Source organism: [Actinomadura] parvosata subsp. kistnae (genome assembly GCF_900323885.1).
In the GTDB taxonomy this organism is placed as follows: Bacteria; Actinomycetota; Actinomycetes; order Streptosporangiales; family Streptosporangiaceae; genus Nonomuraea; species Nonomuraea composti.
Genome location: NZ_OOHJ01000018.1, coordinates 1421589 through 1433732 on the forward strand (window position 1 = coordinate 1421589; position 12144 = coordinate 1433732).

A 12144-nucleotide genomic window follows, 5' to 3' on the forward strand; every position below is an offset into this window, starting at 1 on the left:
AGGTCAGCGGCCGCCGCCCGGTTGTTCCTGACGGCCGCCCCTGCCCTCGTCCACGCCGCCCTCCGGCACCGACGGCTGGTCGGGCAGGTCGGTGTCGGGCGGTGAGGTCTGCTCCGGCTGCTCGTCGGGCCCGCGCCCGCCGTCGTCGGGGGTCTCGGTCACGGGTGGCTCGTCGGAGAACGGCGGCGGGGTCGTGCCGGGCTCGGGCCGGTCGTCCCAGCCGTCCTGGCTGGGCGGCGGGCTGTAGCCCTGGTCGGGCTGCTGGGTGTCGCGGTCGGGCTCGGAGTAGCGGGAGGTCCAGCCGTACTCGGACGGCTCGGGGAACTCCTCGACCGGCTTGCCCTCCATCGCGACGGTCATGAACTCGCGCCAGATCTGCGCGGGCAGCTGGCCGCCGAACTGGGTGCCGTAGCCGGGGATGGTGACGGTGGCGTTGTCGTCGCGGAACATGTTCACCGCGACCGCGAGCTGCGGCGTGAAGCCGTTGAACCAGACGGACCTGGAGTCGTCGGTGGTGCCGGTCTTGCCGGCCACCGGGCGGTCGTAGAGGCGGGCGGCGGTGCCGGTGCCGTACTTGACGACCTGCTGCATCGCGTACGTGGTGTCGGCCGCGGCCTGCTCGCCCACCACCTTGGTCTCGACGGGCTTGACGACCTCCTTGCGGCCTTCCGCGTCGGTGACGGACTTGACCACGTGCGCCTCCACGTGCACGCCCTTGTTGGCGAAGGTGGAGAAGCCGGAGGCGTTCTGGACGGCGCTGACGGAGGAGACGCCGAGCGGGAAGGAGGCGGCCTCCTTCTGCTTGTCGAGCTGCTCGGCGGGGATGCCGGCCGCCTCGGCGACCTTGGCCACCTTGTCCAGGCCGACCTTCTGGCCGAGGTCCACGAAGGCGGTGTTGACGGAGTTCTGGGTGGCGCTGACGAGGTTGATCTGGCCGTAGGAGCGGTCGCCGTCGTTGGGGATGGCCTGGGAGGCGGAGGCGACGCGCAGCGGCGAGTTGCCGTCGACGCGGTCGGACAGCTCGAAGCCGTTGTCGAGCGCGGCGGCCAGCGTGTACGGCTTGAACGTGGACCCGGCCATGACCTTGGCCGAGAAGGCGCTGTCGTAGTACCGCGACTGCGACGGCTTGCCGCCGTAGAAGGCGACGACCTCGCCGGTGGCGGGGTCGACGGCCGCGAGGCCGGTGCGCACCTTCTTGGGCGTGTCGTCCGGCAGGGTGTCCTCGACCGCGCGCTGGGCGGCGGTCATGAGCTTCTTGTCGAACGTGGTGACGATCTTGAGGCCGCCGCTGTTGATGTCCTCGTCGGTGTAGCCGCGCCGGTTCAGCTCGGCGGTGACCTGCTCCAGCATGTACTGGGCCTGGCCCTTGAGCTCGAACGGCTTCTTCGGCGTGGTCAGCTCGGGGAACTGCTGCGCGGCCACCTGCTCGGCCGTCAGCGCGCCGGTCTGGCCCATGGCGTTGATCACCGACTGCCAGCGCTCCCTGGCGGCGACCAGGTCGGTGCCCTTGGGGTCGGCGAAGCGGCTGGGCTGCTGGATCACCGCGGCGAGGTAGGCGCCCTCGGACACGGTCAGCTCCTCGACGTCCTTGCCGAAGTAGGCGCGGGCGGCCGACTGGATGCCGTTGGCGCCGCGGCCGAAGTAGATCGTGTTGAGGTACTGCTCCAGCACCCAGTCCTTCGACTTGGACTGGTCGACCTTCATCGCGATGAGGATCTCTTTGAACTTGCGGGTGACGGAGCGTTCCTGGCTGAGCCCGCTGTAGTAGTTGCGGACGAGCTGCTGGGTGATCGTGGAGCCGCCCTGGAGCTGCTGCCCGGTGAGGGTGGACCAGACGGCCCGGCCGGTGCCCTTGAGCGAGACGCCGGCGTCCTCGTAGAAGGAGCGGTTCTCCGCCGCGATGACCGCGTCGCGCACGTGCTCGGGCACCCTGGCGAGCTCGACCTTCCTGCGGTCGATGCCCTGCCGGGCGAGCACGGATTTACCGTCGCGGTAATAGATCACCGAGCCCTGTGCGGTCGCCTGCTTCTGCGTCGTGTCGGGAATGGGAGTCAATGCCCAGGCAATGGCGAAAAGCCCCGCCAGTACGACGATTCCCGTGCCTATGGAAACCAGGAGAACCCGGAGAATCCGCCGCCGCTTCCGCATTCCTTTACCACCGCCACTCCGCACCCTCGACCCCCTCGTCAAGCCTCGTCCAACCCCCGCAAGCTGGGCGAATGGTAAGGGTAAACGATCGACAACGGTGCCTAGTCCCCTGTCGATAGTACGTCTATCGCCCCTCCCGACGCGGAACATCGGCGACCAACGGCAGCACCCGATAGGGAACCGGCGTGTCGAGCGCAATGATCGAATTCGTCCGCAACACTCCCTGCACATCGACGATTCGATCGATGACGCGCTGTAAATCGGCGTTCGTCCTGGCGACCACGCGGCACAAAAGATCACTGTCGCCGGTGATCGTGTGCACCTCCAGCACTTCGGGAATGCGGGCCAGCCGGTCGGCCACCGGGTCGTGCCCGGCCACCTGCCTGATCTCCATGCTGACGAACGCGGTGACGTGGTAGCCGAGCGCGGCGGGCGACACGTCGGGGCCGAAACCGGTGATCACCCCCCGCTCCATGAGCCGGTCGAGCCGGGCCTGGACCGTGCCGCGGGCCACGCCGAGCCGCCGCGAGCACTCCAGCACGCCCAGCCGGGGCTCGGCGGTCAGCAGGGCGATCAGCCGGGAGTCGAGTTCGTCGATCGTCGTCATGCTGTACAGATCTACCGCACAGTTCGCCCGAACACTAGGCAGATTGTCCACTCATTCAAGTAACTCTTGCGCAACTCGTCCAGCCAAATCAAGAGTTAGGGGTATGAGTGATGTCTTTCCGGTCAACGGCATGCACGCCGTGGTGTTCGCTGTCGGGAACGCCCGGCAGGCCGCCCACTACTACTCCACCGCCTTCGGGATGCGGCTCGTGGCCTACAAGGGGCCGGAGAACGGCAGCCCCGACGTGGCCGCGTACGTGCTGACCTCGGGCAGCGCCACCTTCGAGCTGCGGGCCTCGCTGCGCCCCGGCACGGACCTTGCGCGGCACGTGGCCGAGCACGGCGACGGCGTGATCGACCTGGCCATCGAGGTGCCCGACGTGGAGGCCGGCTACGCCTACGCCGTCGCCCACGGCGCGAAGGGCCTGGCCGAGCCGCACACCGTGGAGGACGAGCACGGCAAGGTGGTGCTCGCGGCCATCGCCACGTACGGCGAGACCCGGCACACCCTGGTCGACACCTCCAACTACGGCGGCCCCTACCTGCCCGGCTACGTCCCCGCCGAGCCGCTCGTCGCGCCGCCCGCGACGAAGAACGGCCGGCTGTTCCAGGCGATCGACCACTGCGTCGGCAACGTCGAGCTGGGCAAGATGGACGAGTGGGTGGAGTTCTACCGCAAGGTGATGGGCTTCACGAACATGGCGGAGTTCATCGGCGACGACATCGCCACCGAGTACTCCGCGCTCATGTCGAAGGTCGTGGCCGACGGCACGCGCAAGGTCAAGTTCCCGCTCAACGAGCCGGCCATCAGCCGCAAGAAGTCGCAGATCGACGAGTACCTCGAGTTCTACCGGGGCCCTGGCGTGCAGCACATCGCGCTGGCCACCAACGACATCCTGACCACGGTCGACCACATGCGGGCCGCCGGCGTGAGCTTCCTGCAGACGCCCGACTCGTACTACGACGACCCCGAGCTGCGCGCCCGCATCGGGCAGGTGCGCGCCCCGATCGAGGAGCTGAAGAAGCGCGGCATCCTGGTGGACCGCGACGAGGACGGCTACCTGCTGCAGATCTTCACCCAGCCCGTCCAGGACCGGCCCACCGTCTTCTTCGAGCTCATCGAGCGGCACGGCTCGCTCGGATTCGGCAAGGGCAACTTCAAGGCGCTGTTCGAGGCGATCGAGCGGGAGCAGGAACGCAGGGGCAACCTTTAGTTTGTCCCGACTTGGTGGGGGTCATCCAGACATCATGGGATTGCCGCCACCAGGGCTGGCGGGGCGCTGGCGACGGCTGTTCGCCGGCGTCCTCGACCTGCTCATCGTCAACGTCGCCGTCGGGCCGTTCACCTGGACGAGCTGGAGCCCCGTCTGGGACGGGAGCAGGGGCGGCACTGAGCCCTACCCCGTCGAGCACACCTTCGTGGCCGGCCTCGTGGCCTTCCTCTACTTCTGGCTGCTGCACGCCTTCTGGAACGGTCAGACTCTGGGCAAGAAGCTGTTCGGTCTCCGTGTCGTGTCCGAGTTCGGCGGGAGAATAGGCGTCGGGCAGGCAGCGGTCAGGCAGGCCGTGTTCACCGCGCTCGGCTGGCTGTGCTGCGTCGGCTCCCTCGTGGATCTCGGCTGGATCCTCTTCGACCCCCGCAAACAGGCCGTACACGACAAGGCCGCCAGGACGGTCGTCGTGAACGCCTGACTCAGCGTAATATTCAGGTCACGGACTGAAGGGGGCTCGTTACTCTCATGCGTTCCAAAAGACGCGGGGTGGCCATGCTCGTCACGCTCGTCAGCGTGCTGGCCTGCTCACCCGCCGACGAGCCCACCCCGCCCGCCGCCGGGCAGACCGTCGCCGACCGGCGCGCGGGCGCGCCCGGCATCGGCGACCCCGACTTCCCGCGCGACGGCAACGGCGGCTACGACGTCACCCACTACGACCTCGTCGTCGACTACACGCCCGCCACCAAGCGGCTCGACGGCGTCACCACGCTCAGCGCCGCCGCCAAGCACGAGCTGACCGGTTTCAACCTCGACCTGGCCGGGCTCGACGTGCGCGAGGTCGCGGTCAACGACACGCCCGCCGCGTTCACCAGGAAAGGCGACGAGCTGACCGTGCGGCCCGCGCGGGCCATCCCCGACGGCATCTCCTTCAAGGTCAAGGTCGTCTACAGCGGGCTGCCCAAGCCGGCCAACGACAACGCCAACCTCGGCACCTACGGCTTCATCCCCACCGCCGACGGCGCGTTCGTGGCCTCCGAGCCCAACGGCTCCAAGACCTGGTTCCCCAGCAACGACCACCCCGCCGACAAGGCCACGTTCGACTTCACGATCACCGTGCCCGCCGGGGTGACCGCCCTGGCCAACGGCGAGATGGTCGGGCAGCCCGTCACCTCCGGCGGCAAGACCACCTACCGCTGGCGCGAGCGCCACCCGATGGCGACCTACCTGGCGACGGCCACGCTCGGCAAGTTCGACCTGCGCCAGGGCAGCACCGCCGCCGGCATCCCCAACCTCGCCGCCACCGACCCCAGGTTCAAGAGCGCGCTCGGCCCGCTCTACACGCTCTCCGGGCAGATCACCGACTACTGGGCGACCGTGTTCGGCCCCTACCCGTTCTCCTCCACCGGCGGCATCGTCGACGACTACTCCGCCGGCTACGCCCTGGAGAACCAGACCAAGCCCCTGTACGGCGGCTTCCAGCCCGACGAGACGATCATCGCGCACGAGCTGGCGCACCAGTGGTTCGGCAACAGCCTGACGATCAAGCGCTGGAAGGACCTCTGGCTCAACGAGGGCTTCGCCACCTACGCCGAATGGCTGTGGGCCGAGCACAAGGGCACCAAGACGGCGGAGGCCGCGTTCAAAGAACTGCTCAAGCGCCCCGCCGCCGACCCGATGTGGAAATATCCCCCAGGCCGCGCCAAGCCCGACGACCTGTTCAACCAGTCCGTCTACATCCGCGGCGGCATGACCCTGCACGCGCTGCGCAGAGCCATCGGCGACCCCACCTTCTTCACCCTGCTCAAAGCCTGGACCTCCGCCCACCGCTACGGTCACGTGACCACCGAGCAGTTCGTCGCGCTCGCCGAGCGGCTGTCCGGCAAAAACCTCGACGCGCTCTTCGACGCCTGGCTCTTCCAACCTCGCAAACCCGCCTGACCTGCGCGGAAACGCTTCTCGTCGCCCGGTCCAAGTAAAGGTGTAAGGGCGAACGACGAAGGGAGCGAGGCCTGTGCGCCTCCACGAGGACCCTGCGGCCTTTGAGGCCTTCTACCGCCGCCACGTCGATGCCGTGATGCGTTTCGTGGTCCGGCGAGTGAGTGATCCTCACCTCGCCGCCGACCTGACGGCCGACATCTTCCTGGCGGCCCTGGACTCCGCGCACACCTACGTGCCCGGCCGGGGCAACGAGACAGCCTGGCTGTACGGCATCGCACGCAACGTCGTGTCGGCCCGGCACCGCCAGGCCGCGCGCGAGGCGCGGGCCACCGGCCGCCTGGCCGGGCGGCGCCTGATGGACGACGACGACCTCGCCAGGATGGAGGAGCGGATCGACGCCGAGCGGCAGATGCGCAACGCCCTGAAGGCCATGGACAGCCTGCCGGAGGGCGAGCGCGCGGTGCTGGAGCTCGTCGCCATCGACCAGCTCACCGTCGGCGAGGCCGCCCAGGCGCTCGGCATCAGGCAGGTCACCGCGCGAGTCCGCCTGCACAGGGCCCGGCGTGCCCTCGAACGCCTCGCGTCGCCCTCGGCCGTGTACCTGGAAGGACAGGCATGAGCAACTTCGAAGATCGCCTTCTCAGTGCACTCAAGGAAGAGATCACGACGAGGAAGGCGGAGCACATGATGACGACGGTGACACCGGCCCCGGGCCGCTCCCGGCGACGGGTCGTGGGGCTGTCCGCCGCGGTGGCGGGGGTCGCGGCGGCCGCCACCGCGGCAGTCCTGGCCGGCGGCCTGCTCGGCGGGCCCGCGTACGCGGTGACCCGCGGCGCCGACGGCAAGGTCAGCGTGGAGATCAACACGTTCACCGACCCGGAAGGGCTCGAAGTCGCGCTGGGCGACGCGGGGATCCGTGCCGTCGTCGACTACCTCCCGCCCGGACAGACCTGCGAGAAGCCGCGCGGCGAGCCCGCCGGCGACACCGCCGGCCGGTTCGCGGCCCGCATCGGCGCCGGGAAGGGCGGCAAGACGCTCACCTTCACGATCGAGGACGGGCAGGTCGGGGCCGACCACACGCTGGTCCTGACCGTCTCCAAGAGCAAGGAGGGCGACGACAAGGCGCCCACGGCACTGGACCTCAGCGTCGTCAAGGGCACCGTCTCCCCCTGCCGGGCCGTCCCGCTGCCCGCACCCACCGGGGACGGGACCACGAAGGGGCAGGACGAGGGGCCCGGGTTCGACACGAGCACGGAGCAGCCCGGCCAGGGGCCGACCCTGGACAGCAAGACCGGCTGACGCCCCTTGTGGGGCCCGGCGGCACCCTCCCGAGCAGCACGGGGGCCGCCGGGCCCGCATTGGCGGGGCGTCAGGCGTTCTGGGGCGGCCAGTAGGTGTCGTCCGCCAGCAGCAGGGCGGCGGCGCCCACCAGGCCGGCGTCCTGGCCCAGTGCGGCGGGCAGGACCCGCACGTGGCGGGCGAACCCCATCCTGGCGTGCTCCCGCAACGCCTCCTCCAGCGGGCCGAACAGCGGCTCGCCCGCCTGCGACAGGCCGCCGCCGATGGTGATGACGTCGAGGTCGCACAGGTGCGTCACGGAGGCGAGAGCGACGCCGAGCGCCCGGCCGGCACGGCGCATCGCCCGCGCCGCGACCACGTCCCCAGCCTGCGCGTCGGCCGCGAGCTGCCGCGCCGTCACGGCCCGATCCTCCGCATACGCGCCGTTCGCCACTGCCCCGCCCCGCGAGGCACCGCATCCCGTGGCCCGCCCCACCGTCGCGGCGGTCCCCACGGCGCCGGGCTCCGTCGCGTCGCGCACAGGCGCACCGGCCCCGGCGCCACCGCCGCTCGCCGTGCCGCGCAGCACCGCAGCGGGCCCGATGCCGTCGCCGTCCGCCGAGCCACACAACGCCGCAGCGGGCCTACCGTCGCCACCGTCCGCCGAGTCAAGCAGCACCGCACCAGCCCGGGCGGTCTCGTGATCCGTCCCGTCGCGGAGTGTTGCGGTGGGGGACGCGGCGGAGGTGGTGCCGGGGGTCCAGCCGTGGGACAAGGCCCAGGTGACCAGGGCCGGGCCTCGGGCGATGGCCTCCAGGCAGCCGTGGCCGCCGCAGCCACAGCGGGGGCCGCCCGCCGGTTCGACCACCACGTGGCCGATGTGGCCGGCGTTGCCGGTGCGGCCGTGGTGGAGGCGTCCGCCGAGGATGAGGCCGCCGCCCACGCCCGTGGACACGACCATGCCGAGCATGTCCGTGCTGCCCCGTCCGGCGCCCAGCCAGTGCTCGGCCACGGCCAGGCAGACGGCGTCGTTGTGCAGCCGTACCGGTAAGCCGGGGAGCAGGGCGGCCAGGCGGGCGCGCAGGGGGAAGCCGCGCCAGCCGGGGATGTTGAGGGGCGAGACGGTGCCGTCGGGCCAGGTGAGCGGGCCGCCGCAGCCGACCCCCACCCCTTCGGCGCCGGGGGCGAGCGGGGCGATGAGGTCGGCGAGCGTCTGCCACAGGGTCTCGGCGTCGGCGCCCTGCGGTGTCGCGATCCGCCTGGTCCCGGTCACGGTGCCGTCGTGGGCGACCAGCCCGGCGGCCATCTTGGTGCCCCCGACGTCGACGGCCAGGATCACGAGCGTCGGCCGTATACGCTCACGACCCGCCCGACGTGCTGGAGGAGAACACCAGGACGGAGGCCGTGAAGCCGTGCACGTGGTTGTGCCCGGCCACGGGCCCGACCTCGCCGGCCGAGAAGAAGCCGGCCACCCCGATGGGGCCGAGGGTGTCGCGGAGGGCGACGGGGTCGTGGTCGGCGGTGCCGAACATGGCCGAGCCCCGCCCGTTGCAGGAGAACAGCAGTGCCCCTTCGACCCGGCCGAGCTCCTCGCGGTGCGCGTCGAGGACGTCGTACAGGTCCTCGTCGGCGGTGGCGGCGTCGCGGACCTGGAAGCGGACGGTGCGGCCGACCTCGACGATGTCGCCGATGGCGACGGCCTCGCGCTCGGGGTCGATGCCGATGACGCCGCGGATGAGGAAGTCGCCGCGTTCGTGGCGTTCGGCGTACTCGTCCATCGCGAGGCCGATCTGCAGCCCGGAGGCGACGAGCTCGCGGTCGTCCTCGTCGAGCTCGCTGACGATGTCCTCCAGGCGGGCCAGGGCGGGCTGGCCGGCCAGCTCCAGCAGGAGGTTGTCCTCGGAGGCGGTGACGACCATGCTGGGGCCGATGGGCCGGCAGCCCTGGCTCACCACGGTGCTGATCTTGATCGGGCCGCTGAGCAGCACGCCGATGGCGCCTTCGGTGTAGATCTCGCCGTCGGCGAAGAGCCGTACGGAGCCTCGTCCCTGCAGCCCGTTGGCGAGGCCGCCGATCAGCGGCAGGTCGCCCAGCACGTCCACGGAGCGCTCGACGAAGGCGTCCGTGGGGAAGCTGTACGGGTCGGCGAGCAGGATCGCGACGTGGTCGTCGCCGCCGCGCTCGGGCAGCCCGACGACCACGAACCGGTCTTCGGCCGTCAGCGTCTCCAGGGCGAACGTGGTCAGCCGCGCCCCTTCGAGGGTGGCCGCCCACGCGCTCACGGCGGGCGTCAGCTCCACTCCTTGCCCGTCACCGATCACGCCGGTGGCGCTGCATCCGATCACGTGCGCCTCGGGTGCGAGCTTCATCGCGGCCTGGCCGGCGCGGGCGACGTCGTCGGGATCGTCGCCGCAGATGAAGAAGCAGACCAGGTCGGCTTGGCCGCTGAGCCTCGACAGTGCCTGGCCGACGGCGTTCTCCGCGGCCTCCACCAGGTCGGAACCCACGGCGAGGCCGTCGGCGAAGCGGCTGGTCATCAAGGCCACGGGTCTCGCCTCCCTCGACATGTCCAAGTTCCCTAGGCCCGATTCTCCCCACTAAAGGGACAAGCACGCCCACGAACCGTCACGCAATAGTCAAGATCCGAAATCTCCGCCAGATGCGAAAGTCTCTGCCACATTCCTCGCAGGGGACGTAGTCTCGATCCCGTGCATCAGCCACGTATTCTCCGCGAGTTGCGAGAGAGCGGCCACGTTCATCGCACCGTCAAGGCCGAGATCCGGGAAAACCTGCTGGCCAGGCTGCGCGCGGGCGAGCCGCGCTTCCCCGGCATCGTGGGCTTCGACGACACCGTCCTGCCGCATCTGGAGCGGGCCCTGCTCGCCGGGCACGATCTGGTCCTCCTCGGTGAGCGGGGTCAGGGCAAGACCCGGCTCATCCGCACGGTCACGGGCCTGCTCGACGAATGGACGCCGGTGGTCGAGGGCTGCGAGATCAACGACCATCCGTACGAGCCGGTCTGCACGCGCTGCCGGAAGCTGGCGCGCGAGCTGGGCGACGAGCTGCCCGTCGCGTGGAAGCACCGGGACGAGCGGTACGGCGAGAAGCTGGCCACGCCCGACACGTCGGTGGGTGACCTGATCGGCGACGTCGACCCCATCAAGATCGCCGAGGGGCGCACGCTGGGCGACCCCGAAACGGTCCACTACGGCCTGGTGCCGCGCACCAACCGGGGTGTCTTCTCCGTCAACGAGCTGCCCGACCTGGCCGAGCGCATCCAGGTGTCGCTGCTCAACGTGCTGGAGGAGCGCGACATCCAGGTACGCGGCTACAACCTGCGGCTGCCTCTCGACATCCTGCTCATCGCCAGCGCCAACCCCGAGGACTACACCAACCGCGGCCGGATCATCACGCCTCTGAAGGACCGTTTCGGCGCCGAGATCCGCACCCACTACCCGTTGACGGTCGAGCACGAGCTGGCCCTCATCCGCCAGGAGTCCGTGCCGGACATCGGGGCCGACGTCCCCGAGCACCTGGTCGAGGTGATCGCCCGGTTCACCCGGCTGGTCCGCGAGTCGACGGCGGTCGACTCCCGTTCGGGCGTGTCGGCCCGCTTCGCGATCGCGGCGGCCGAGACCGCGGCCGCTTCGGCCGTGCGCCGGGCGGCGATCGCCGGCGAGGAGCAGGCGGTCACCCGCGTGGTGGACCTGGGGTGCGTGGTGCACAGCCTGCGGGGCAAGGTGGAGTTCGAGGTCAGCGAGGAGGGCAGGGAGACCGAGATCCTGGCCCACCTGCTGCGCCGGGCGACGGCCGAGACGTTCAGGAGCCGGCTGGGCGGCATGGACCTGTCGGCGCTGACCGACAAGTTCGCCGAGGGCACCCAGGTGGAGTCGGGCGAGCTGGTGCCGGCGGCCGAGCTGCTGCACCGCATCGGGCCGGTGGCGGGGCTGGCCAAGGTGATGGCGCGGCTGGGCATGGGCACGGGCGAGGAGTCGCCGGGGCACGCGGCGGCGGCCCTGGAGTTCGCCCTCGAAGGGCTTTACCTCATGCGGCGGCTGTCCAAGGAAGACCTTGACGGAGTCACGGTTTACCGGACGTGAACGGGTCGGCGGTCTCTCGCGTCATAGTGGATGTCTGATCACTTTGTTCGGGGGAGACCGTTCATGCGCCTGCTCGTCGCCTTTGCCACCGCCGCTGCCACCGTTCCCCTGAGCGTCGTCCCCCTGGGCGCGGCTTCCCTGAGCGTGCCCGCCGAGGCGGCTTCGGCCGTGTACGGCTTCGCCTGGGCCGACGGCAAGGGGCACCTGCGCATCGTGCCGAAGTCGGCCTCCCGGGCGACGCGGCGGACGTTCGCGTTCAAGGCCCTGCCGAAGGCGAAGGAGCTGCGGCTCGACTACACCAAGGCCGCGTACGGGCGGGTCACGACCGCGTGCGACCTGAAGGAGACCGAGGGCCGCGTCGCCGTCGACGCCAAGGGTCTGGGGCGCACGAAGTGCACGCCCGCGCACCTGGCGGACGAGCTGGGCAGCGGCCCGGTGCCGGTGCGGGTCGAGCACGCGGGCGGCAAGGCCACGAAGGTCAACGAGGTCCTGGTGGCGAGCTGGGGCAGCCCCCGCACGGCGACCGGCACGATCAAGCGGGCCGGCGACACGTCCGTCCTGCTCACCACCGGCGGCAAGCAGATCAAGCTGGGGTACGCGTACACGACGGCCTTCTACCGCACCACGGCGAGGTGCGGCGACGCCTGGCTGGCCGGCAAGCCGGTGAACGCGGACAGGAACGGCCTCGGCAAGAAGATGTGCACGTGGCAGGACCTCACCAAGGCGCTCAAGGGCGCCGCGCACCCGGTGCTGGTGAAGGTGGACTACACGCCGGGCGTGGACGCGCTGAACGAGGTGTGGGAGGTCTACGGCGACGCCTGAACCCACACAAAGAGCCGCTTCTCGGGTTAGCGTGGTTT

Annotated in this window: 11 protein-coding genes; 7 read left to right on the forward strand and 4 right to left on the reverse strand. The window is 70.5% G+C overall.

From position 1 onward, the window contains the following. Positions 1 to 3 precede the first annotated feature (3 nt). Together KIS93_RS26585 and KIS93_RS26590 are read right to left on the reverse strand one after the other, a co-directional pair. Positions 4 to 2055: a transglycosylase domain-containing protein gene (locus KIS93_RS26585; protein ID WP_230465785.1), complete on the reverse strand. Its 2052-nt coding sequence runs from the start codon at positions 2053 to 2055 to the stop codon at positions 4 to 6. Between the two features lie 217 nt (positions 2056 to 2272). Then, positions 2273 to 2755: an Lrp/AsnC family transcriptional regulator gene (locus tag KIS93_RS26590; RefSeq protein WP_080045125.1), complete on the reverse strand. Its 483-nt coding sequence runs from the start codon at positions 2753 to 2755 to the stop codon at positions 2273 to 2275. Between the two features lie 103 nt (positions 2756 to 2858). On the opposite strand from KIS93_RS26590, the gene hppD reads away from it, so the two are divergent. The 5 genes from hppD (at position 2859) to KIS93_RS26615 (ending at position 7205) form a co-directional block, all read left to right on the forward strand. Continuing rightward, positions 2859 to 3968 carry a 4-hydroxyphenylpyruvate dioxygenase gene (gene hppD / locus KIS93_RS26595; protein WP_080045124.1) on the forward strand — a complete coding sequence of 370 codons (1110 nt, stop codon included), beginning with the start codon at positions 2859 to 2861 and terminating at the stop codon, positions 3966 to 3968. Positions 3969 to 4002: 34 nt separating this feature from the next. Further along, a complete protein-coding gene (locus KIS93_RS26600; protein WP_080045123.1) occupies positions 4003 to 4446 on the forward strand; it encodes an RDD family protein in 444 nt (147 codons plus the stop codon). A gap of 47 nt (positions 4447 to 4493) precedes the next feature. Beyond that, positions 4494 to 5906 (forward strand): M1 family metallopeptidase, encoded by a 1413-nt coding sequence (locus KIS93_RS26605; RefSeq protein WP_080045122.1) that lies wholly within the window; start codon positions 4494 to 4496, stop codon positions 5904 to 5906. A 73-nt stretch (positions 5907 to 5979) separates the two neighbouring features. Continuing rightward, positions 5980 to 6525 (forward strand): RNA polymerase sigma factor, encoded by a 546-nt coding sequence (locus tag KIS93_RS26610; protein WP_080045121.1) that lies wholly within the window; start codon positions 5980 to 5982, stop codon positions 6523 to 6525. After that, the gene (locus KIS93_RS26615; RefSeq protein ID WP_080045120.1) at positions 6522 to 7205 is read left to right on the forward strand and encodes a hypothetical protein; all 684 of its coding nucleotides are present in this window, start codon (positions 6522 to 6524) and stop codon (positions 7203 to 7205) included. Before KIS93_RS26610 ends, KIS93_RS26615 begins: the two co-directional genes overlap by 4 nt. Before the next feature lie 70 nt (positions 7206 to 7275). Here the strand turns inward: KIS93_RS26615 and KIS93_RS67610 are convergent, their stop codons facing one another. Together KIS93_RS67610 and KIS93_RS26625 are read right to left on the reverse strand one after the other, a co-directional pair. After that, on the reverse strand, positions 7276 to 8523 hold the full coding sequence (locus KIS93_RS67610) for an ROK family protein (RefSeq protein ID WP_080045119.1): 1248 nt from the start codon (positions 8521 to 8523) through the stop codon (positions 7276 to 7278). 19 nt (positions 8524 to 8542) lie between these two features. Next, positions 8543 to 9721: an FIST signal transduction protein gene (locus KIS93_RS26625; RefSeq protein ID WP_080047479.1), complete on the reverse strand. Its 1179-nt coding sequence runs from the start codon at positions 9719 to 9721 to the stop codon at positions 8543 to 8545. Between the two features lie 198 nt (positions 9722 to 9919). Between KIS93_RS26625 and KIS93_RS26630 the strand changes: the two genes are divergently transcribed. Continuing rightward, positions 9920 to 11284, forward strand: coding sequence for a sigma 54-interacting transcriptional regulator (locus KIS93_RS26630; protein WP_230465783.1), 1365 nt, complete (start codon positions 9920 to 9922; stop codon positions 11282 to 11284). A gap of 63 nt (positions 11285 to 11347) precedes the next feature. Next, a complete protein-coding gene (locus tag KIS93_RS26635) occupies positions 11348 to 12106 on the forward strand; it encodes a hypothetical protein (RefSeq protein WP_080045117.1) in 759 nt (252 codons plus the stop codon). Positions 12107 to 12144 lie beyond the last annotated feature (38 nt).

What these genes read in the sequence shown, in the direction of transcription:
- KIS93_RS26590 (WP_080045125.1), bottom strand. Translation starts at nt 2,755, where the DNA reads ATGACGACGATCGACGAACTCGACTCCCGGCTGATCGCCCTGCTGACC.
- hppD (WP_080045124.1), top strand. Translation starts at nt 2,859, where the DNA reads ATGAGTGATGTCTTTCCGGTCAACGGCATGCACGCCGTGGTGTTCGCT.
- KIS93_RS26600 (WP_080045123.1), top strand. Translation starts at nt 4,003, where the DNA reads ATGGGATTGCCGCCACCAGGGCTGGCGGGGCGCTGGCGACGGCTGTTC.
- KIS93_RS26605 (WP_080045122.1), top strand. Translation starts at nt 4,494, where the DNA reads ATGCGTTCCAAAAGACGCGGGGTGGCCATGCTCGTCACGCTCGTCAGC.
- KIS93_RS26615 (WP_080045120.1), top strand. Translation starts at nt 6,522, where the DNA reads ATGAGCAACTTCGAAGATCGCCTTCTCAGTGCACTCAAGGAAGAGATC.
- KIS93_RS26625 (WP_080047479.1), bottom strand. Translation starts at nt 9,721, where the DNA reads ATGACCAGCCGCTTCGCCGACGGCCTCGCCGTGGGTTCCGACCTGGTG.
- KIS93_RS26635 (WP_080045117.1), top strand. Translation starts at nt 11,348, where the DNA reads ATGCGCCTGCTCGTCGCCTTTGCCACCGCCGCTGCCACCGTTCCCCTG.